Genomic DNA, 21,577 nt, shown 5'->3' with positions numbered 1-21,577 from the left:
CTATATAATAGCGATTATTCCGTTTACATGAATAACCTTTCATGAATCTATTATAAATGAAGATGCAATCATATGTCAACCGCTTCACGTAATCTTTTTCTATTTTATAGACATAATGGCATAATTGCTGTAGGTGGAATGGATAACTGAGTAATAACTTTCGGATTGAGTCTATTGCTGCCTTTCCACCAAATTTTGGTTTGTTGGTGTTGAAACCAAGCACTTTGTTCAAAAGGTGCTGACAATGTTTGTAAGTGATGCACTTCGATTTGATTGGTTGCCTGCGGTTCTGTTGTGAAATCATGGGCCCGAATACCTATAGAATGACAAGAAATAGGAACTTCTTGTGTAACCATTAGTGTTTGTTGCCAACCAATCACTTGGACTCTGTGCGTATCTATGCGTTTGACAGGCCAAATATTTTTACAACCAGTGAGTTTAGCTGCTTCAATCGTTTGAGGTTGGTTAAATAATTGATTTGTTGCACCAAAAAGTGTTTTGCTTTTTGTGATTATCACTAAACTCTGACATAACTTATACAGTTCATCTAAACTATGACTCACAATTAAGGCATGTTGATTTAAATTACTTAATCGCTGTTGAAGTTCAATTTGCAGCTCTTCCTTTAAGGGTGCATCTAATGCGGAAAATGGCTCATCTAATAACAGGTAAGCCGGCTGAGCCGCTAGCATTCGCGCAAAAGCCACTCGCTGTCTTTGTCCTCCAGAAAGTTGACTAGGATATTGTTCTTGGACTTTAGTTAAGTGAAAAGATGCAAGCAATTGAGTGACCAATTGTAAATCTTTTGTCACGCACGTCAGATTTTCTACTACCGACAAATGAGGAAACAACGCATACTGTTGAAATAAAAGACCAATTTTTCGTTGTTGCGGCGACAAATTGATCTTTTGTTCAGCATCGAATAAGACTTGATCATTTAAAACAATCTGACCTTTATCCGCAGTCTCAACACCCGCAATACATTTTAATAACATACTCTTGCCACAACCAGAAGCACCTAAAATTCCTGTTGTTTGAGTCTTTGTTTCAAACTGAATTTGCAAAGTATGACTTTTCAATTCTTTTTGAATATCAACAATTAATCTCATTCCGATCTTCTCCAAGCGCGCTGACTAAAAAATTCCGTAAAAAATAAAATAATCAGGCAAAGTAATAACATAATTACAACATATTGATTGGCTAAGCGCCAATCCCCACTTGCTACAGCAGAGTAGATAGCTAAAGGAAGCGTTCTTGTTTTGCCAGCAATATTCCCTGCTAACATTGTCGTCGCTCCAAATTCGCCTAACCCACGGGCAAAGGCTAACACGCCACCGGCCAAGAGACCGTTCATCGACAAAGGTAACGCAATTTTTCTAAAATATCGACTTTCCGAAAATCCGAGTGTCTGGGCCACCGCCAACAATTCACTATCCATTTGTTCAAACGCCGTTAAGGCTGAACGATACATTAAAGGAAATGAAACAGCAACGGCAGCAATAACCGTAGCTGGCCACGAAAAAACAACTTGAATGGCAAAAAAATCAAGTAAAAACTGGCCCACTGGTTGCTGAACACCAAAAATAGTTAAGAGAAAAAAACCAAAAACAGTCGGCGGTAAAACTAATGGCAACGTAAATAAACTATTCAAAAGAATTTTTAATTTACGATTTTTCAAACGAAAAACAATATACGCAACGCCTGTTCCTAAAACAAAAGTAAATAAAATGGCGATTATTGCTGTCTGAAAAGATAAAAGAATTGGTCGAACATCCATTTTCCCACCTACTTTGTTAACTTAAAGCCAATATTTTCAAAATATTTTCTGCATTGTTGACTCTGTAAAAAATTTAAAAAAGCATCCGCTGATTTTTGTTTCTTAGAGGCGGCAACTTTACCAACTGGATAGATGATTGGCTTTTTCAAAGCAGCTTCAGGCATGGCCGCAACAATCGCTACTTTTGAATTGGTTGCTGCATCTGTCGCATAAACTAAGCCAGCTTCTGCACTTGCATTAGCTACCCATTCAAGGACTTCTGTTACATTCGTGCCAAAGCTTGCGTGTTTTTCTACATAGGACCAAGCACCTAAAGCTTTTAAGCCTTCTTCGGCATATTGACCAGCTGGAACACTCGCAGGATCACCAATTGCTATCATTTGGGCCTTTTTTAAATCAGAAAAATCATGCCACTTTGCTTGATCTTGATTAGGTACGATTAGAACGAGCTGGTTTTCCAATAAAGGAACGACACTTTTCTTACTAATTAGTTTTTCTGCAACCAATGCATTCATTTGTTTTGTCGAGGCCGAGAAAAATACATCGGCTTTTAGGCCTTTTTCAATTTGCATCTGTAATTTTCCAGAACTATCATAGGTTCCAGTTACCTGAATATCTGGATGCTCTTTTTCAAAGGCTGGAATAATTTTCTTCTCCATGACTGATTCTAAGCTAGCTGCTGCCGCAAAGGTTATTTCTTCTTTTTTTGTTGAAACTGTTTCTTTTTGCGGCTGATTTGTACATGCAGCAATTAGGGCAACTAAACTGAATAAACTAAGCAAGAACACAGCCTTTTTTTGTTTAGACATTTGAACGCCTCTTTTCTTTTATAAATACCCGCCATAACTCAAGTCAATAATTTCAGATTTTTTTATCACTTCTTTGGCCATTAATCTTGGTAACAACAAATCAAAAACCGTTTTTTCTGAAAATAAAACACCACCTGGTAAGCCAATGATCGTTTGCTCTCCTTTATAAGCCAGCAAAAACATTGAGCCTGGTAAGACTGGTGTCCCATGGGTTACGATTTCAGCACCTGTCTGCTTAATTGCTAACGGTGTCAAGTCATCAGGATCTACACTCATACCACCTGTACAAACAATCAGATCAAGCCCTTGTGCTAACATCTTTTTGATCGCAACAGTAATTTTTTGCGGCTGATCATCGACAATTTCTTGCTTGACAATCGTAACTAAAGGATACGCGGAGAACTTGGCTTTTAACACAGGGTAAAAAGCATCCTCAACCAATCCTGTGTAAACTTCACTGCCAGTAGTTACAATCCCGACCCGTATTTTTTTGAAAGGTTTCACAGAGATTAGTGGCTCAGACGCGCTGAGCTGGCGTGCCTTTTCTAATTGGCTTTTAGAAATTGTTAGTGGAATCACTCGGAAGGCTGCAACTTTTTCATCTTTCTGAACTTCTATATTGGTAACTTTAGTTGACAAGGCGAGACCTTCAATTTCATTTAAAGCAATTAATTTTTCTCGATTGACTTTTAAAAGACCTCTCGTGCTAGCTTTAGCAACAATTTTTCCTTCATGGACTTCACTCGGCTGACATGAGTCATCTGTTAACAGGTTATACAAAAATGTCGCTGCCTCTTCTTCATGTATTTCTGCTGGATCCAAGGAAACAAACAGATGTTTTTTCCCTAATGATAAAAGAATTGGAATATCTTCTTGAACAACTATATGTCCTTTTTTAAAACACACTTCCTTGGTCTTCCCATAGTCAATTCGCGTAATATCATGACTCAACGGAAGGCCAACTGCCTCTTCTGTTCGAATTGTTTTCATGGTTTATTCCTCATCATGTATGATTTTTTTATTTGTGATTAAATCCAAAGCGTGGGGCAAAACAGGCAACAAAAAATGCAAATGTTCTGTTACACTTTTCGGGCTACCAGGCAAATTAACAATGAGCGTGCGTCCTCTTTGAACAGAAACGCCTCGACTTAACATAGCAAATGGTGTTTTTTCCAAGCTAAGTTGACGCAAGCCCTCACTGATCCCAGGAATGATTCGCTCTGCTACACGTAAGGTAGCTTCTGGGGTCCGATCCCGTTCACTCAACCCTGTGCCGCCTGTCGTTAAAATCAAATCACAGGTCTTAGACCACTCTTGCAATAGCTCTACTAATTGATTTTCTTCATCTGGTAAAATGGTTTGTTTGGTTACCTGGTAGAGCCCGGGTAACTGTTCACGAATCAAGGGACCCGATTGGTCGACAGCAAGCCCTTGAAAGCAACGATCACTTAATGTTACAATTCCCACTTTAAACAACGTCTAACTGGTCTCCTTTTTTAATATGACCTTCTGTCACAACGACTGCAAAGATTCCTTCTCTAGGCATGATGCAATCGCCCACTCGCGCGTAAATCTGACAGTGTTTATGGCACTCTTTCCCAATTTGAGTAACCACCAATTCGGAATCGCCTATTTTCATTTTCGTTCCAACAGGTAATTGACGTAAATCAATCCCTGAGACGATTATGTTTTCCCCAAAAGCACCATTGCCAACCCGAGCTCCTTTTTCATTGAAAGCCGTTATTTCTTCAAAAGATAACAAACTGACTTGTCGATGCCAATTACCGCCGTGCGCATCATTTTCTAATCCAAAGCCTTTAATTAAGTTGACTTCAGGAATTTCCTTTTTCTGTGTGCCTCTTCGCGGGCTAATATTTATTGCAATAATTTCTCCTGTTTTCATACTTACCCTCCTATTTGTGACATAAATCGTTGTTCCCCTTGTTGTTCCAAGAAAAGATGTTTTTCAGGCTTACAGGCAATGCCACTCTTGATAATCCCTAACAATTCTGCTGTTTGTTCCTTAGCTAAAGCTTCCTTTAACGAGTAGCCGTCTGCAGAATGCAGGCACGTTTTTAAATGGCCGTCTGCAGTAATTCGGATTCGATTGCACGTCTCGCAAAAACAATGCCCTAATGCACTAATAAAACCTATTTTCCCTTTAAAATCTTTTAAGGCGTAATAACTAGCAGGGCCATTGCCCAATGGTTTTTGGTATGGTTGCAACGTTCCATAATATTTGGTTAAAATGGCTTCTACTTCTTCTTGTTGCTTACCTGGATGCTCCTTCCCTAATCCAATTGGCATCATTTCAATGAAACGAAGATGCACAGTCTCTTTCTTAGCGATTTCAGCCAGTTCTACAATTGTTGCTTCACTTAGCTCTTTCCTAGCTACAGTATTAATTTTGATATTAGGTAATCCCACATCAATCGCTTGTTCTAAGCCCGCCAGAACATTCCTTAACTGACCAACTCTTGTTATTTCACGAAATTCTTCTGGATCCAAAGTGTCTAAGCTAATATTAATGCCGTCCAAGCCCGCCTCTTTTAATCCTTGAGCCTCACGAGCTAACTTCATGCCATTAGTCGTTAAGGTTACTTTTTCGATGCCTGAGATTTGCTTTATCCTTTTAATTAAAGAGAGTAAATTTGGTCTAACAAGCGGTTCACCACCTGTTAATTTAACTTTTTTGATGCCTTCTTTCGCTAATATCCTCAGTAAAAAAATAATCTCATCATCTGTTAGAAGCTGCTCTTTTTTTAAAAAGCAAAGACCTGTTGCTGGCATGCAATACGTGCAACGTAAGTCACAACGATCTGTCAAAGACAAACGAACATAATCAATTTCACGGTTAAATGCATCTTTCATGCTGTTCACTCATCACTTTCCTTTGATTTAATTGAAGAACGAATGAAATGACCACTGCGTCCACCATTTTTCTCTAATAAACCAATGTTTGTCATTGTCATTCCGCGATCAATTGCTTTACACATGTCATAAATTGTTAAGAGTGCTGCCTGCACACCTGTTAGCGCTTCCATTTCAACGCCAGTTGAACCCACTGTTTTTGTAAAGCAACGTACTTCTAAACAAGTTTGATTGCGCCAATTAAACTGAATTTCACACTTTGTCAAAGCAACCAAATGACACAAAGGAATCCATTCAAACGTTCGTTTTGCCGCGGTAATCCCAGCGACTCTTGCTACCTGTAATACTTCACCTTTTTTAATCATTTGGGTCTGGATCGCTTCTGCTGTCGCTTCCAACATGTGAATTTCTCCATAAGCGAGGGCTGTTCTTTCAGTGTCATTTTTTTCCGAAATATCAACCATATGCACTTCTCCTTGTGTATTCAAGTGCGTAAATTCCTTACTTTGAACCATTTCTCCACCTCACATTTGACATTTGTTAACGTTTACACAATACTTCTTTTTCAAGTGTATCACTCTTGCATCAAAAAAACAATCTGGCATCCATAATTTTTTTTAGTGAGAAATCGAAGTTAAAAATGTTAAGCGACAAAAATTACGTGATTCGCTTAGCCTGACCAGACTTTTGTCTAAGTCTTAAAAATTGATAAGTAATAAGCCACCAGTCGACTCGACTGATGGCTTACTTTCATACTAATCTTAGGTCAGGTTGTCATCAAGTTTGCCAATAATAGACTTTTACAAGCGCGCCTTTTTTGAGTAGTACACCAGCTGGTTGTTCTAGCAGGCAATTTGTTTCTAAAGTATTTGATAAATTGGATGAAAGATGACTTTTTGTCACTAAATTTACTGTGCCATCTATTTCTTTCGCTCGGTAAAATCGACGTAGTCTACTAGGGGCTAATTCATGCGCTAAAATTACTGTTCGTTCCTTGAGATTTAACTCGACACAATTAAAAAAAGTAGCTAATAATGTCCAGTAAAAAAGATGTAAATTAACCATTGCAGCAAACGGATTGCCTGAAACGCTTAAAATGAGTGTTTCTTGAAATTGACTTGCCATAACTGGGGTTCCAGGTTTCATATTTACAAAATGAAACAACTCTGTTCCTCCGATACGTTTAATCGCTAAAGGTAAATTGTCCTTTTCACCTACCGAAACACCACCACAAGTAATTAATACATCAAGTTTTGGTGAAATCTCAATCAGCCTCTTCGCTAATTCTTCAGGGTCATCTGAACAATGGTCTAGGTGGATTACTTCATTACCACTCGCTTTGACAAAAGCTGCTAACATGTAGAGATTACTATTATAAATTTTCCCAACTGACAGTGGTTCTTCCAAAGAAACTAACTCACTACCGGTCGCTAAAATTCCCACCTTCATGCGCTTCAAAACAACAACTTTATCAATCCCTTGCATTGCCAACAAACCAATCATGCGACTATTAATCTGTTGATGTTTTGCTAAAATTTTTTGCTGAAAAGCAATATCTTCACCAATTTCCGCATAGTTTTGGCCCGCAGTGACAGAGCGAAAAATTTTAACATGGTCTTGCCCAAAATCCGTCCATTCTTGTGGCACTACAGCATCAAAATCGGTTGGAATAAAAGCACCTGTTGTTATTTTAATCGCACAGTTATTCGTCTGATTACAATAAAACATGGAATCCCCTGCCACTAAAGAACCGACGACTTTTAAACAACTTGGGCTTTCAGCAGTCGCACCTCGTGTTTCTACTGCACGAACGGCATACCCATCCATCCCGGCACGAGGAAAATGAGGAATCGCTGTCTCTGCAAAAATGGTTTCTCCGCTAATCCGCCCCAAGGAATCAAGCAGCGCCACTTCTTCTGTTTCACATTGACTCTTCATATGTTGGGTCATTTTCTCTCGTGCTTCTTCCAACTCGATCATGTTTTAACCATCCTTTTTTATTTATTCACTGGTTTAATCGCAACGGCACAAACTTTATATTCAGGAATTGTGGCGATATCATCAAATACAGCATTGGTGATCTCGTTAACATTCCCATCTGGAAAGTGGAATGTCATAAAGACTTCTTGCGGAAATACTCGATTTCCGACAGCCGCATAGGTTTCGATTTTGCCACGGCGAGAATGAACTTCCACTTTGTCACCTTCTTGGATTCCCAGAGCTTGTGCATCGACTGCATTTATCTCAATATAAGAGTGATTCGCTATTTGGTTAATCCCTTCCGTTCGTCCTGTCATTGCTCGAGTATTGTAATGGTAAAGCATTCGGCCTGTCGACATTAAATACGGGTACTCTTCATCTGGTAATTCTTGTGCTTGCTTATACGGAATTGCTTTAAATAAACCTTTCCCACGAGCAAAACTGCCCACATGCATAATCGGCGTGCCTGGATCTGTCAAGCTACGACAAGGCCATTGTAAGCTCTCCTTCTCTAATCGTTCATAATTAATTCCACCAAACGAAGGCGTCACAGCTGAAATTTCTTCCATAATTTCTTTTGCAGATTCATACGCACAAGGATAGCCCATCCGTGTCATGACTTCACAAAAAATTTCATAGTCTTCTCGCGCTTGTCCCCTTGGTTCAACAGCTTTACGGACTCTTTGCACGCGCCGTTCTGTATTTGTAAATGTCCCGTCTTTTTCTGCATAACTAATGCCAGGCAAAACGACATCTGCATAAGCAGCCGTTTCTGTCATAAATAATTCTTGAACGACTAAAAAGTCTAAACTTTCTAAAGCTTGGCGAACATGTCCTGTGTCTGGATCCGTAACAATTGGATCTTCTCCAAAAATATAAAGGCCTTTGACGTTTCCTGCCGTTGCTGCTGGTAAGACTTTAGTAGAAGTTAAACCGGTGTTGCGATTTAACGGCACATGCCAAGCTTTTTCAAATTTGTCGATTACTTCTGGATTATTGACTTTTTGATAGCCTGGGAAATCATAAGGCATACAGCCCATATCACAGGCACCTTGAACATTATTTTGACCTCGCAAAGGATTGACACCACAGCCAGGTTTTCCAACTTTACCAACCAACATTGCCAAATTAGACATACTCATAACACCCTCAGTTCCTGTCGAATGTTCCGTTACGCCTAAACAATAAATGATTGGTGCTTTCTCTGCTTTTGCATACATGCGTGCTGCTTGAATTAAATCTTCTGGATGAATATGACAAATTTCTGCGACTTTTTCCGGCGTATAATCAGCCACCATTTTTTCTAAATCTGAAAATCCTTCTGTCCGTTCTTCAATAAAGTGGCGATCTTCTAAACCTTCTTTCAAAATCACATGCATCATGCCATTAGCAAATGCGACATTCGTTCCCGCCTGAACTTGTAAATGCAGTGCACTATCCTTCACTAAGTTAATTTTCCGCGGATCAACAACAACAACTTGCGTTCCTCTTTGGATGGCTTGGCGAATTTGCGCACCAATAACTGGATGAGCTTCCTCTGGATTGGAACCTACTAATAAAATCATGTCGACATCTTCAGTGATATCAGCAATAGGATTGGTCATCGCACCAGATCCTAAGGTTTGGGCTAAACCATGGACCGAAGCCGAATGGCAAACACGGGCACAGTTATCAACATTATTGGTACCAAAAGCAGCACGCACCATTTTTTGAAAGACATAATTATCTTCATTTGTTGCTCTAGAGCACGAAAAACCAGCAAGAGCATCCGCGCCGTTTTCTGCTTTAATTTCGTTAAATTTTAACGAAACAAGCGCTAAGGCTTCTTCCCAAGAAGCAGGTTCAAAAATCCCATTCCGTTTAATTAATGGCTCCGTTAAGCGATCTCCTGACCCAACAAATTTATATGAAGCAAATTTTCCTTTCACACAAAGTAAATTTTTATTAGCTGGTCCATCCAGGGGTTCAACACCCACCAAACGATTATTTTTAACGAGTAAATTCATCTGACAGCCTGTCCCACAATGCGGACAAGTTGTAGGGATTTTCTGGGTTTCCCATTTGCGGTACTCTTTCGTATCTTTTGCTGTTAACGCACCTGTAGGACAGGAAGAGACACAATTGCCACATGATTCACAGATAGATTGATCAAACGGCTGCCCATAACTTGGCATCATTTTTGTTTCAAAGCCACGATTAGCAATACTAAGTACATCTCTTCCCTGCCGCAATTGACAGACACGGGCACAACGACGACACATGATACACTTTTCTGGATCATAAGAGAAAAATGGATTACTGGTATCTTCTTGGTGGCAAGGCATTCTTTTCCCCTCGGTAAAGCTAGTGGCATCAATCCCATAATCTAGCGCATACTGTTGTAATTGACAATCCCCGTTTTTTCCACAAGAAAAACATTCTAATTTATGATTACTCAATAATAAATCAAGCATAAAACGTCTGGAATCAGCAACTTTTTCAGAATGTGTTGACACAACCATGTCCTCTTGACAATGTGCCGTACAAGCAGTTGTTAAGCCACCACGTCGGCCGCCTTCCACCTCAACCACGCACATCCGACAAGAACCATCAGGTGCTAATTCCTTTAAATGACAGAGCGTTGGAATTTCAACACCTAGCGTTTTCGCTGCTTCGAGAATAGTAGTCCCTTTAGGCACAGTTACTTCTTGGTTATCAATAGACAACGTAACTGTTTGCGTATGCAACTTTGTTTTCATTTTTACCAACCTCCTTTGCTGGTGGCATAGATTTCTGTTTCAGCAGTCGTTTCAAATTCTTCTGGAAACAAAGCCAATGCACTCTTCATTGAAGTTGCGACGGATTGGCCCAAACCACAAGCTGATAATCGCGTGACATGCGTGAGCATCTTTTCCAATCGTGGCAAATCACTAGCTGTTGCCTCTTTCCGATTGAATTTACTCAATAATTCCAAAATCCTAGTTGTTCCCAATCGACAAGGGGTGCATTTACCACAGGACTCATGAGCAAAAAAGGCCGCCACGTGTACTAAATAGTCCACAACATTGACTGAATCATCCATTACTACAATTGCACCAGAGCCGACAGATAAGTCATGGGCCCATAAATCTTCGTAGGAATACAAACAATCCCTTAACGTTGCGACAGCACCAATTGGACCGGATTGTCCACCGAAGTGAATAAATTTCAATGCTCGACCAGTTGCAGAGCCTCCGCCGTATTGCTCGCCATAAATTATTTCTTCTAATGGTGTTCCAAGGTTGACCTCGTATAAGCCCCGATTTTTAATATGTCCAGACAAACAAATTAGCTTTGTTCCGCCACCATCGGCAGTACCCATCTCTAAAAAGGCTTGTCCACCTTCTCGTAAAATTACAGGAACACTTGCAAATGATTCAACATTATTCACTAATGTTGGTTGCAAATATAAGCCAACATCTGCTAAGTGTGGTGGTTTGACACGCGGCCGCCCCGTTTTTCCTTCAATTGAATTTAAAAGTGCTGAATTTTCCCCACAAATATAGGCGCCAGCACCAGAAATAATCGTAATATCATAATTGAATCCTTCAATTCCTAAAATGTTTTCCCCTAAAAAGCCAGCTTGTCGTGCATTATCCAGTGCTTCTTGAAATGTTTTTTGGATTCTGCGATATTCTCCTCGCATATAAATATAACCTGCTTTTGCTGAAAATAAATAGCCAGCAATGATCATTCCTTCAATCACACTCAATGGATCTTCAGATAAAAGTACTTTATCCTTAAAGGTCCCTGGTTCGCCTTCATCAGCATTACAAACAATGTACTTTGTGGTTCCTTTTGCATGATAAAGATGGCGCCATTTTTTTCCTAAAGGATAGGCTGCTCCACCGCGACCTCTTAAGTGAGCAACATCCAGTTCGTTTAAAATTTCTTCATCCGATAGTGAAATTGCTCTTTTTAAACCATCAAATCCATCGTATTTACAATATTCAGCAACATCGGTCGCAGATTGCATTTTTCCCATTCTCTCTAATAACATTGGTTGGTTTCTCTTAAGCATTGACTCACCTCCTACAGTCCTTCATAGCAATCATTTTGTAAATGTTGAATTAATTGATAAATTTTCTCTTCTGTTAGTTGACTAAAAACGGTGTCCTTAATTTTAATTACTGGACCTAAATCACAAGCCCCGATACAAGGAATACTGTGATACATAAATAAGCCATCTGGTGTCGGCTGATTCTCTGGCACTTCTAAAATGGTTTCTAAAACTTCGGCAACCATCGCCCCACCAGTATAATGACACGGTGTGCTGTTACAAATCTTCAAGACATACTTCGCTTGCGGTTCCGTCTTTAAAATGGCATAAAAACTGACGATTTCATAGACTCGCGCTTCCGTTAAATGTAGATGCTCTGCAACTAATTGAGCTGTCTCCTGATCGATATACCCTTCTTCTGAAGCAAATTGTAATTCAATTAAAATATTTAAAATTCGTTGTGGATCAGCATCGTTTTCTAGAATAATCGCTTCTTTTTCAATTAAGCTTAATGCACACATTCCTTTTTATTCCCCCTTTTTAGTGAAACTTGAAGTTGTTCTCCTTGATAATAGATACGCAATTCTTTTGGTATTTCAGCAGATAGTAAACAAAAATCGGCTTTATCTATGACTTTTTTTGCTGATTCTTTTTGGCGATTCTGGTTATTCATCATAAGAAATAGTCCTGGCTGCACAACATTACGTAATGAATTTGATTCACAAATGATTAATGCTTGGGCCGGCACAGCTTTCAGAAATTGCTGAATGGCTTCCGCCAAATTTTCTTGAAAAACTTTCAATAGAAAAACTTTTTGACAGCCTGCAGCTAATAATTTCATGGTATCTTTATTGCCAATCGTCTCTTGCTCTTCTACTAATTCATAACCAGCTGTAATACTGGTACAAATTCCGCATCCTTTTGTGCCTCGTTGACACACCCCTCGTTGACCACTAATCGTAATAATCTTCAAGCCATAAATTGGATAGACTTCTTGGTACTGTTTAATAAGGGCTTCGGCTAATGTCGTTTTGCCACTATTCCGACCAGTAGAACCAATTTGAATCATGTTTGGTATCTCAATTGCCATAGAGCTCCTCCGTCTGAATCGTTTTCTCAACTCTTGGTTTGACAGTTGCTGGTTTTGTCATAAAGATCAATGGTACGGCCATAAAAAGACTGCCACCTACTGCATTGCCTAAAAATACCCATAATGTATTCTGCAAATAATCCCACCAACTGATTGTGGTACTTTGTGAAAAAATTGCCGCTGGAATAATAAATGCATTGGCGACCACGTGTTGAAACCCACAAACAACGAAAACCATGACAGGAAACCATAAGCCAAACATTTTACCTAAATATGATTTTGCCAACGCTCCGAGATAAACCGCTAAACAAACAAAAATATTACAGCCAATCCCTGAAACAAAAGCAACTATCGGTGGATCAGCAATTTTCGCCTGAGCAACTGCGACTGTTTTATCCAGAAACGCACCTTCAGTTAACCCAACAATATGGCCAAATAAATACGCTACAAGAAATCCGCCTAGACAATTGGTCAATAAAACAACTATCCAGTTATAACAAAGAGCGCCCACTCGAACCTTTTTTTGTAATACGCCTAATGTCATTACCATCATATTGCCTGTTGCTAACTCACCACCAACAAAAGTAAGCGCTATCAATCCGACTGGAAATAAAGCTCCACCCAGAAAGTTGTTAAAACTTCCCCATTCTGTGGGGGCGGTTCCAGTGATACGAATAAACGCCAAGTAACCCAGTGCAATACAAAAACCAGCCATGATGCCTAAAATACAGAGTCGAACAAACGATAATTTCCCTTTCATTTCTGCCTTATCACCTAAGCTTGCAACTATTTCTTCACTACTGAAAAAATCCATTACGATTCCTCCTTTTTATCGATACCACTGAGACAATTCTTCTTTTCGATTGACATTTTTAAGTTGATTCTCTTTTGATAGTTGCACCGTTCTTACAGATAGATGCTCAAATTCTTGGCGAATCTGATAGTTATTTTTTGCAAGCTGTTTTTGAAATGTTGGTAAACAAGAACATCGATAAAAGCCAAATAATGGTTCTTGACGACCTTCAAAGTCAAAGATTGTTACTTGATTTTGTCCACGCTTAGAGGCTAACTGATACACAAGTTTAGGAGAAAAAGTTGGTATATCACAGGCAATTACAAACACTTCAGCTTTCTGAGTATAGTTCATTGCTGTCACAATCCCACCTAATGGCCCCTTTCCAAGATACATATCTTGAATGATTGTGCATTTTCTAAACGCCGTAGGAAATTTTTGACTATCATTCGTTACTAAAATAACCTCTTCGAACAGTTCCATTAACTTTTCAGCTGTTTGCAAGATCACGTATTGCCCTTGAATTTTCAATAATGCTTTATCAAATCCCATCCGTGAACTTTTCCCGCCGCATAACAGCACTGCTGTACAATCAGCAATAATTTTCGCCACCCCTTTACCATAATTTTTATTAGTTCAAAAAAATATTTTTTAGTCATGTATTAAGTCTATTATAAGACATCCCTCGTACAAGTCAATTCCTTTTAAAAAAAAAGAACGAGAAAAAGAGCGACTCTTTTTCTCGTTCTACCTTATTCATCTGTTTGACGTTTTATTTCTTCAATCTCAATGCGTAATGATTTTCGTTTCTCAATGGCGACATAAACCAAGCCAATCAAAAAGGGTAACACAAAGCTACCAAATCGATACAGTAAAACAGATGCTACGGCATCAACATTGCCGACCAATGGTTTAAACAACAATAAGTAAACAAATTCAAATGGACCAATGCCAGCAGGTGTTGGAATAACTCCTGAAAGAATAACAGCAAAACTGGTAAAGGACATCACTAATAATAAATCAATATTCGGGTGATTTTCTACTAAAACAATGTAAGGAATAATGTACCAAAATAATAATTTAAATACATTCCATGAAAAGATTCGAAGCAACGCTGAGCGATCTTGTGTAATTGTTTGGACAGCCGCCCGCAAGGAATAGATTTGTAAATTACAATTATCCACCCAATCTCTTAGTTTTGGTCGTTTAAACCAACGATTGGCAAACTTAACCAATAAAACTTGCAACTTTAAGCTACTAGATAAAATAAGCAATGCTGCAATTATTACTAATGTTAAAATAACACCTGCTAAAATGAATGGAATCATCTTAGGCGCATTTTCATAAAACAGGGAAAATTGAATAATCAAACCAATAATTGCTAAAAAAATCACGGCTGCTTTGTACATAATCATATGTAATGCCGTTATCCCTACACTTTTAGAAACAGGAATTCCCTTTTTCTTATAAAAATAAATTTCTGAAAGCAAGGTTCCCGTGCCAAATGAAATAATCCGATAAAATGCTACATAACAAGAAGTAAAAAAACCATCCACTGTTGTAAAGTCTTTGTTAAAATAACGAGCTATTTCCTTGATTGAGCGCCCTTCTGCAAATTGATAAACTACACCAAAAAAAATAACAGCAATCAGCACCAGCCAACTCGTTTCCATCAGTTGAGCAAAAATATCACTTAATGAATTATCCATGACATAAAAGATTACGCCTAAAACGATAATCATTAACAACATATTTAAGCCAATTTTTACTTTTCCTTTCATCGCTTCTCCTTTTTTGTTCTTACTTAAATGTTAGATAGATGCAACTAATCATCGCGATTACGCCAATTGAATAACACAATGCAAAAACTGGTTTTTGGGTTTTATGATGAAATTTCTTTTGTCCCATTAGCCCACCTAGACCGCCACCGACAAGTCCTATCATCAATAAGCGGCGTTCCGGAATACGCCAGTTCCCACGTTTTGCTTGTTTTTTATCATAACCCATCATACTAAACAATACTAAATTAATGACGAGGAAATAAATGATTACTATCCACTGAAGCATTCTTTCTGGCCTCCTAACTAGTTACTGTACTAGGATACCTTGTTCTGATTCTAATTGCAAAAAAATTTTCAATGACTCATGAAACTACAACAGGAAAGTAAGCTCTCGGTTGCCCGTTTTCTTACTTTCCTATTGAGTACCTCATTTATTTTGCATTTAATTCAGCAATTTTAATAATCACATTGGTCGCTTTTTCCATGGCTTGTAATGAAACAAATTCAAAACGGCCATGCATATTTTCGCCACCAGCAAAGATATTTGGTGTTGGAATCCCTAAATAAGAAATTTTTGAGCCATCCGTTCCACCGCGAACAGGTTCAATAATTGGTTGAATTGACAATTCTTCCATTGCTTGTTTAGCAATTTCGACAATGGACATATCTTTTTCAATCACTTCTCGCATATTATAGTATTGATCAAATAAATCAACTTTGATTCGTTCTTCATCAAATGGTGCATTCAATGTTTGCTGAATTTCTTTAATTTTAGCTTTACGTGCTTCAAAAATCTCGCGATTGTGATCGCGAATAATATACGTCATTGTAGCTTCTTCTGGCGTTCCAGCAAACGCTGCTAAATGATAAAAGCCTTCTTCACCTTCTGTTTTTTCTGGAACTTCGTCAGCAGGTAAGGCATTATGGAAATCAATTCCTAATTGTAACGCATTAATCATTGTATTTTTTGCTGTTCCTGGATGAACGTTTTTCCCTTGAATTGTAATTTCTGCTTGCGCCGCATTAAACGTTTCAAATTGTAATTCACCTACTGGTCCGCCATCCATTGTATAAGCAAAATCCACGTTAAATTGAGCGACATCAAATTTGTCGGCACCTACACCAATTTCTTCGTCAGGACCGAAAGCCACACGAATGGTACCATGTTTAATTTCTGGGTGATTAATTAAATATTCCATGGCTGTCATTATTTCCGCAATACCTGATTTATCATCAGCTCCTAATAAAGTGGTACCATCGGTTGTGATAAGTGTTTCACCACGATAATTTTTTAAGTTAGGAAAGTCTTTCGTATTTAAAGTGAATTTGCCTTCTTTATCTAAAGGAATCGTTGATTCTCCGTCATAGTTCCCAACAATTTGCGGAGAAACATTCACTGCATTAAAATCAGCCGTATCCATATGGGCAATAAAGCCGATTGAACGAACGTCTTTCTCCACGTTACTAGGTAACGTAGCAATCACAAAACCATTTGTTTCGTTATAAATAACATCGCTCATCCCTAATTCTTCTAATTCTTTTTTTAAGGTTTGTGCAAAGGCTACTTGTGTTTGTGTTGATGGTGTCGTTGTGCTTGTTGCATCTGAGCGTGTTTCTGTTTTCACATAGCGTAAAAAACGAGGTAATAAATTTTCATACATAAAAGAACACTCCTTTAATCTTCATTTTTTTATTTAAAACGAAATGGGTTGGTATTCGCTTCTGATTCAAAAATGGATACAGCCCACTCATTTTCTTGTTTCCATTGATTCATTAATTCCACAAGTTTTGGCTTACAAAGCGCTTCAATGTAATGACCAGGATCGATGACTGGTAAATCTTCAGCAATCATGTCATGTGCCGTATGATAATACACATCACCAGTAATATAGACATCGGCTTGTTTACGTAATGCATCATGATAGAATTTTTCACCACTTCCACCACAAATGGCTACCCGTTGAATCATTTTAGTGTCATCTTTTGCAATGACCCGCAAGCCATCCAATTGGAAAGCTTCCTTGACTTGCTGTACAAAATCAGAGAGTCTCACAGGCTTGTCTAATACTCCAACCCGACCTAAACCAAATTCTTTTGATTGATTTTCAATGGTATAAACATCATACGCCGGTTCTTCATAAGGATGCGCTTGTAACATAGCTGCAAGAACTTGTTCCTGCTTAGTTTCAGGGAAAATCACTTCGATTTTTGCTTCTTGGACGACACTTTCTTGACCAATTTCGCCAATCGTGGGATTTGCTCCTTGTGTTGGTGTAAAACGTCCTGTTCCAATTAAAGAGTAACTTGTTTTAGAATAATCACCTTGAGCTCCAGCGCCAGCTAGACCTAAAGCTTCTCTCATTTGCGGAGCTTCATCAACTGGCACAAAAACGGCTAATTTTTTATAAGGAACAGTATGTGTTTTAGTTAAAAAGGTGGTCTGTTTAATTCCCAATAATTCACAAAACCAATCATTTAGCCCATTGTCAATAATATCCATGTTAGTATGCGCTGCATAAACAGCAATATCGTGTTTTAATAAATCAGCGTACATTTTTTCTTGAAAATTATCTGTGGTTAATCGCTTAACTGGGCGGAAAATAGGTGGGTGTTTCGCAATAATTAAATCAACCTGCTTCTCAATTGCTTCTGCAACGACCTCAGGACGAACATCTAAGGTAACCATCACATTTTCAATTGGTTTATCTAACGTACCAATGTGCAAGCCCACAGGATCTCCCGTTTCTGCTAACCATTCGGGACAATAGTCATTGAAGCGTCGAATCAATGTCTTACCGTTCACAGCCATTGGCCAGCACCTCCTCAATTAATTGTTGGTCTTGCTGTAGTTTTACTTGTTTTTCAATATGTTCTCCACTTGCTTTTGCTAGTTGTGCAAGAACAGTTTTGCGCTGTTTTAATTCTCGATGCCATTTTTTGGTAAAAACCGGTCCTTGTTTTTTAATTAAAACTGGCCCAAATAGTAATTCTCGGTCCGTATAAGAAACGGATTGCTCTGTTTTTTCGGCTACGATAATTTCATACAACTTACGGTTTTCTTCCACGATTGTTTCATCAATAATACTGTAGTCATTTGCCATTAACCAGCGGCGTAAAGTTGGTTCACCAATATTCGGTTGTAAAACAAGGCGTTCCTTCCCTGTTAAACGATTTTTTTTGCGTCCAGCTTCTAAAATATCTCGGATTAATGTGCCGCCCATTCCACAAATACTAATGACGTCTATTTGATCTTCAGGTTCAATTGCATCTAGCCCGTTCGCTAAACGTACGATAATTTTATCCGTCAAATTGGATTTACTGACTTGGGTTTTGGCAGATTGATAAGGGCCTTCTACCACTTCCCCAGCCACAGCAAAAGACAGTTTATTTTCTAACATTAAAGCAACTGGTAAATAAGCATGGTCTGAACCAATGTCTGCTAAGCGACTTCCTCTAGGGATTAAATCACCAACCGTTGCGAGACGTTTTGATAATTGATTTTCATTCATATTTTTGATTCCTCCGTTGCTTATTATACCATTGTCAATTGAAGATGAAAACTTACACATTCGTGCAATCTACTGTTTTCTCTCCGTAATCACTTATAAAAAAGAACCCCCTTCAAAATCAATTTCATAACTTTGAAGAGGGCTGTCATTATTGCTATAAAGAGCATTCTCCTTATATTAATAATAGGGAAAACATTTTTAATTAGGCATTTGCCAACCAGTTTTCAACTTCTGCTAAGGCATCCGCAATCCCTGCTGGATTTTTCCCACCAGCTTGAGCCATATCAGGACGACCACCGCCGCCACCGCCAACTTTTGGCGCAATTGCTTTGATTAAGTCACCGGCTTTTAGGCCTTTTCCGTTCATGTCTTTTGTCATAGCCGCTAACAAGCTTACTTTTTCATCTTGTGCAGTTGCTAGAACTAGTACATCAGACAATTCTTTTTGTTTCCATTGGTCGGCCAATTGGCGTAATTGATTCATGTCTTTAACATTGACTTGAGCGGCAATATAACGAACACCGTTGACGTCTTTGACATCTTTAAAAATGTCACCAGCTTGTTGGTTCGCTAATTTGCCAGCCAATTGTTCGTTTTCTTTTTGTAGATCACGTAATTGTTGTTGCAATTGCTCTGTTTTCGTAACCACTTCTTTTAATTGAGGTGATTTAACTAGTGTAGCAATCTCTTTCAATTGACGTTCTTCTTCTTGTAAAAGTTGATACGCTTCTTTACTCGTCACTGCTTCAATACGGCGTACTCCTGCACCAATCCCAGATTCAGAAACAATTTTGAAAATCCCGATATCTTCTGTATTAGCAACGTGTGTTCCACCACATAATTCGATAGAGTAATCCCCAATATTAACTACACGGACTTCTTTGCCATATTTTTCGCCAAATAACGCCATTGCGCCCATGTTTTTCGCTGTATCAATATCTGTTTCAATTGTGACAACAGGAATAGCTTCCCAGATTTTTTCGTTAACGATGGCTTCCATCCGCGCTAGTTCTTCTGATGTAACTTGCCCAAAGTGAGTAAAGTCAAAACGTAGATGTCCTGGTGCAACTAATGAGCCTGCTTGGTTGGCATGCTCCCCTAACACATCTTTTAAAGCACGATGCAATAAATGGGTTGCCGTATGGTTTTTCAAAATACGTGTCCGCATCCGTTCGTCCACTTGCAATTGATAAATTTGGCCTTCAGCTAATGGCGCCAAAACTTCTACTTTGTGTAAAAATTGACCATTTGGTGCTTTTTTCACATCCACCACGTTGGCAACGACTTCCCCTGCGGTATTTTTTACATAGCCGCGGTCAGCAATTTGTCCACCCATTTCAGCATAAAATGGTGTTTCAGCAAAAATTAATTCGGCTGTTCCTGCAGATGCTTCATTTACTAGTGCGTCACCTTGAATAATAACAAATAATTCACTATTATGTGTTAATTCTGTATAGCCAACAAATTTACTTTCTACTTTAATATCTGTTAATAAAGCAGATTGAACACCCATTGAAGTTTCTTTACTGCGGGCAGAACGAGCACGTTCACGCTGTGCTTCCATTTCTGTTTCAAACCCAGCATGATCGACTTTCAAGCCTTCATCTTCCGCAACTTCTTCCGTTAATTCTACCGGGAAGCCAAAAGTATCATAAAGTTTGAAGATAATTTTTCCATCTAATGTATCGCCTTTTGCATATTTAACTTCTTTAATAACCTCATTTAACATGCTTAAACCTTCATTGATGGTTTCATGGAAACGTTCTTCTTCTGTCCGAACCACTTTTTCGATGAAATCTTTTTGTTGTAATACTTCTGGATAGTAACTTACCATGATTTCGCCAACAACAGGCACTAATTTGTATAAAAAGGCTTCATTAATGCCTAATTTTTTCCCGTGCATTACCGCACGACGTAATAAACGACGTAACACATAGCCACGACCTTCATTTGAAGGAAGCGCACCATCACCAATTGCAAAGGATAAGGCACGAATATGGTCAGCAATCACTTTAAAGGAAACATCCGTTTGTGGTGCATCTCCATATTTTACGTTGGTTCCTAAAGCTTCTACCGCATGAATGATTGGCATAAATAAATCAGTTTCAAAATTTGTTGGTGCATCTTGAATAATAGATACAACACGTTCCAAGCCCATGCCCGTATCAATGTTTTTATGTGGTAATGGTTCATACGTATCTTCTGGTGTATGGTTAAATTCAGAGAACACTAAGTTCCAAATTTCTAAATAGCGTTCATTTTCGCCACCAGGATAATTTTCTGGATCATCTTCTGGAATATCTAAAAATTCTTCGCCGCGATCATAAAAGATTTCCGTATCCGGACCACTTGGACCCGCACCGATATCCCAGAAGTTATCTTCTACATCAATAATATGGTCTTCAGATAAACCAACTTCATCACGCCAAATGCGTTTTGCTTCTGTATCTTTCGGATAAACAGTCACATATAATTTTTCTGGGTCAAAAGCAAGCCATTCAGCACCAGTTAAAAATTCCCAAGCCCAGTGAATCGCTTCATTTTTAAAATAATCTCCAATTGAGAAGTTCCCTAACATTTCAAACATTGTATGATGACGAGCCGTTTTCCCAACATTCTCAATATCATTTGTACGAATAGATTTTTGAGCATTCGTAATTCTTGGATTTTCTGGCACAACAGAGCCATCAAAATATTTTTTCAAGGTTGCAACACCAGAGTTAATCCATAATAATGTTGGATCGTTTACTGGTACTAAAGAAGCGCTTGGTTCTACTGAATGTCCTTTAGACTTAAAGAAGTCTAAATACATTTGGCGAACTTGACTACTTGTTAATTCTTTCATTGATTTTCCTACTTTCTATTAATAATTAACTATTTATATTTTGTACCCTCTTAAGTGGCAGATTGTGAACACAAAAAACACCATTGCAGTCAAGGACGATTGCT

General features: G+C 38.6%; 21 protein-coding genes. All 21 read right to left on the bottom strand.

What is annotated here, in order from left to right:
• Nucleotides 1-104: 104 nt before the first annotated feature.
• The gene (locus IGJ41_RS06360; RefSeq protein ID WP_002425862.1) at nt 105-1,109 is read right to left on the bottom strand and encodes an ATP-binding cassette domain-containing protein; all 1,005 of its coding nucleotides are present in this window, start codon (nt 1,107-1,109) and stop codon (nt 105-107) included.
• Complete coding sequence (gene modB, locus IGJ41_RS06355) at nt 1,106-1,777, bottom strand: molybdate ABC transporter permease subunit (protein ID WP_002357709.1); 672 nt, start codon at nt 1,775-1,777, stop codon at nt 1,106-1,108. The genes IGJ41_RS06360 and modB overlap by 4 nt, the downstream gene beginning before the upstream one ends.
• A gap of 8 nt (nt 1,778-1,785) precedes the next feature.
• Entirely contained in the window at nt 1,786-2,586 is an 801-nt protein-coding gene (gene modA / locus IGJ41_RS06350) for a molybdate ABC transporter substrate-binding protein (RefSeq protein ID WP_104874309.1), read from the bottom strand.
• Between the two features lie 18 nt (nt 2,587-2,604).
• Nucleotides 2,605-3,576, bottom strand: a complete 972-nt coding sequence (locus tag IGJ41_RS06345; protein WP_104855425.1) for a molybdopterin-binding protein — start codon at nt 3,574-3,576, stop codon at nt 2,605-2,607.
• 3 nt (nt 3,577-3,579) lie between these two features.
• Entirely contained in the window at nt 3,580-4,062 is a 483-nt protein-coding gene (locus tag IGJ41_RS06340) for a MogA/MoaB family molybdenum cofactor biosynthesis protein (RefSeq protein ID WP_104855424.1), read from the bottom strand.
• Nucleotides 4,055-4,489, bottom strand: coding sequence for an MOSC domain-containing protein (locus IGJ41_RS06335; RefSeq protein WP_002357714.1), 435 nt, complete (start codon nt 4,487-4,489; stop codon nt 4,055-4,057). Before IGJ41_RS06335 ends, IGJ41_RS06340 begins: the two co-directional genes overlap by 8 nt.
• A 2-nt stretch (nt 4,490-4,491) precedes the next feature.
• Nucleotides 4,492-5,466 carry a GTP 3',8-cyclase MoaA gene (gene moaA, locus IGJ41_RS06330; RefSeq protein ID WP_002357715.1) on the bottom strand — a complete coding sequence of 325 codons (975 nt, stop codon included), beginning with the start codon at nt 5,464-5,466 and terminating at the stop codon, nt 4,492-4,494.
• Entirely contained in the window at nt 5,463-5,972 is a 510-nt protein-coding gene (moaC, locus tag IGJ41_RS06325) for a cyclic pyranopterin monophosphate synthase MoaC (RefSeq protein ID WP_002397254.1), read from the bottom strand. Before moaC ends, moaA begins: the two co-directional genes overlap by 4 nt.
• A 262-nt stretch (nt 5,973-6,234) precedes the next feature.
• Complete coding sequence (locus tag IGJ41_RS06320; RefSeq protein ID WP_048941916.1) at nt 6,235-7,437, bottom strand: molybdopterin molybdotransferase MoeA; 1,203 nt, start codon at nt 7,435-7,437, stop codon at nt 6,235-6,237.
• Nucleotides 7,438-7,454: 17 nt separating this feature from the next.
• A complete protein-coding gene (gene fdhF, locus IGJ41_RS06315) occupies nt 7,455-10,175 on the bottom strand; it encodes a formate dehydrogenase subunit alpha (protein WP_173963534.1) in 2,721 nt (906 codons plus the stop codon).
• Nucleotides 10,176-10,177: 2 nt separating this feature from the next.
• Nucleotides 10,178-11,476, bottom strand: a complete 1,299-nt coding sequence (locus tag IGJ41_RS06310) for a complex I 51 kDa subunit family protein (RefSeq protein ID WP_162783009.1) — start codon at nt 11,474-11,476, stop codon at nt 10,178-10,180.
• Between the two features lie 11 nt (nt 11,477-11,487).
• Nucleotides 11,488-11,976, bottom strand: a complete 489-nt coding sequence (locus IGJ41_RS06305; protein ID WP_002357722.1) for an NADH-quinone oxidoreductase subunit NuoE family protein — start codon at nt 11,974-11,976, stop codon at nt 11,488-11,490.
• On the bottom strand, nt 11,964-12,545 hold the full coding sequence (locus IGJ41_RS06300; protein ID WP_002357724.1) for a hypothetical protein: 582 nt from the start codon (nt 12,543-12,545) through the stop codon (nt 11,964-11,966). Before IGJ41_RS06300 ends, IGJ41_RS06305 begins: the two co-directional genes overlap by 13 nt.
• Entirely contained in the window at nt 12,535-13,359 is an 825-nt protein-coding gene (locus IGJ41_RS06295) for a formate/nitrite transporter family protein (protein ID WP_033597940.1), read from the bottom strand. The genes IGJ41_RS06300 and IGJ41_RS06295 overlap by 11 nt, the downstream gene beginning before the upstream one ends.
• Nucleotides 13,360-13,374: 15 nt before the next feature.
• Nucleotides 13,375-13,950, bottom strand: coding sequence for a molybdenum cofactor guanylyltransferase (gene mobA, locus IGJ41_RS06290; RefSeq protein ID WP_173963535.1), 576 nt, complete (start codon nt 13,948-13,950; stop codon nt 13,375-13,377).
• Nucleotides 13,951-14,090: 140 nt separating this feature from the next.
• Nucleotides 14,091-15,119: a lysylphosphatidylglycerol synthase transmembrane domain-containing protein gene (locus IGJ41_RS06285; protein WP_002360426.1), complete on the bottom strand. Its 1,029-nt coding sequence runs from the start codon at nt 15,117-15,119 to the stop codon at nt 14,091-14,093.
• Nucleotides 15,120-15,138: 19 nt separating this feature from the next.
• The gene (locus IGJ41_RS06280; RefSeq protein WP_002377631.1) at nt 15,139-15,405 is read right to left on the bottom strand and encodes a DUF1294 domain-containing protein; all 267 of its coding nucleotides are present in this window, start codon (nt 15,403-15,405) and stop codon (nt 15,139-15,141) included.
• Nucleotides 15,406-15,550: 145 nt separating this feature from the next.
• Nucleotides 15,551-16,780 (bottom strand): peptidase T, encoded by a 1,230-nt coding sequence (gene pepT, locus IGJ41_RS06275; protein WP_173963536.1) that lies wholly within the window; start codon nt 16,778-16,780, stop codon nt 15,551-15,553.
• A 29-nt stretch (nt 16,781-16,809) separates the two neighbouring features.
• The gene (locus tag IGJ41_RS06270) at nt 16,810-17,928 is read right to left on the bottom strand and encodes a Nif3-like dinuclear metal center hexameric protein (protein WP_153854369.1); all 1,119 of its coding nucleotides are present in this window, start codon (nt 17,926-17,928) and stop codon (nt 16,810-16,812) included.
• Nucleotides 17,912-18,628: a tRNA (adenine(22)-N(1))-methyltransferase gene (locus IGJ41_RS06265; protein ID WP_104855418.1), complete on the bottom strand. Its 717-nt coding sequence runs from the start codon at nt 18,626-18,628 to the stop codon at nt 17,912-17,914. Before IGJ41_RS06265 ends, IGJ41_RS06270 begins: the two co-directional genes overlap by 17 nt.
• 202 nt (nt 18,629-18,830) lie before the next feature.
• A complete protein-coding gene (gene alaS, locus IGJ41_RS06260; protein WP_104855417.1) occupies nt 18,831-21,473 on the bottom strand; it encodes an alanine--tRNA ligase in 2,643 nt (880 codons plus the stop codon).
• Nucleotides 21,474-21,577: the final 104 nt, after the last annotated feature.

This window comes from Enterococcus sp. DIV1537a (genome assembly GCF_051712085.1).
GTDB classification, from domain to species: Bacteria; Bacillota; Bacilli; order Lactobacillales; family Enterococcaceae; genus Enterococcus; species Enterococcus faecalis.
This window is presented reverse-complemented; position numbering and strand designations above follow the sequence as displayed.

Coding starts and splice junctions, on each gene's coding strand:
- IGJ41_RS06360 (WP_002425862.1), bottom strand. CDS start 1,109: ATGAGATTAATTGTTGATATTCAAAAAGAATTGAAAAGTCATACTTTG.
- modB (WP_002357709.1), bottom strand. CDS start 1,777: ATGGATGTTCGACCAATTCTTTTATCTTTTCAGACAGCAATAATCGCC.
- modA (WP_104874309.1), bottom strand. CDS start 2,586: ATGTCTAAACAAAAAAAGGCTGTGTTCTTGCTTAGTTTATTCAGTTTA.
- IGJ41_RS06345 (WP_104855425.1), bottom strand. CDS start 3,576: ATGAAAACAATTCGAACAGAAGAGGCAGTTGGCCTTCCGTTGAGTCAT.
- IGJ41_RS06335 (WP_002357714.1), bottom strand. CDS start 4,489: ATGAAAACAGGAGAAATTATTGCAATAAATATTAGCCCGCGAAGAGGC.
- moaC (WP_002397254.1), bottom strand. CDS start 5,972: ATGGTTCAAAGTAAGGAATTTACGCACTTGAATACACAAGGAGAAGTG.
- IGJ41_RS06320 (WP_048941916.1), bottom strand. CDS start 7,437: ATGATCGAGTTGGAAGAAGCACGAGAGAAAATGACCCAACATATGAAG.
- fdhF (WP_173963534.1), bottom strand. CDS start 10,175: ATGAAAACAAAGTTGCATACGCAAACAGTTACGTTGTCTATTGATAAC.
- IGJ41_RS06310 (WP_162783009.1), bottom strand. CDS start 11,476: ATGCTTAAGAGAAACCAACCAATGTTATTAGAGAGAATGGGAAAAATG.
- IGJ41_RS06305 (WP_002357722.1), bottom strand. CDS start 11,976: ATGTGTGCATTAAGCTTAATTGAAAAAGAAGCGATTATTCTAGAAAAC.
- IGJ41_RS06300 (WP_002357724.1), bottom strand. CDS start 12,545: ATGGCAATTGAGATACCAAACATGATTCAAATTGGTTCTACTGGTCGG.
- IGJ41_RS06295 (WP_033597940.1), bottom strand. CDS start 13,359: ATGGATTTTTTCAGTAGTGAAGAAATAGTTGCAAGCTTAGGTGATAAG.
- IGJ41_RS06285 (WP_002360426.1), bottom strand. CDS start 15,119: ATGAAAGGAAAAGTAAAAATTGGCTTAAATATGTTGTTAATGATTATC.
- IGJ41_RS06280 (WP_002377631.1), bottom strand. CDS start 15,405: ATGCTTCAGTGGATAGTAATCATTTATTTCCTCGTCATTAATTTAGTA.
- pepT (WP_173963536.1), bottom strand. CDS start 16,780: ATGTATGAAAATTTATTACCTCGTTTTTTACGCTATGTGAAAACAGAA.
- IGJ41_RS06270 (WP_153854369.1), bottom strand. CDS start 17,928: ATGGCTGTGAACGGTAAGACATTGATTCGACGCTTCAATGACTATTGT.
- IGJ41_RS06265 (WP_104855418.1), bottom strand. CDS start 18,628: ATGAATGAAAATCAATTATCAAAACGTCTCGCAACGGTTGGTGATTTA.
- alaS (WP_104855417.1), bottom strand. CDS start 21,473: ATGAAAGAATTAACAAGTAGTCAAGTTCGCCAAATGTATTTAGACTTC.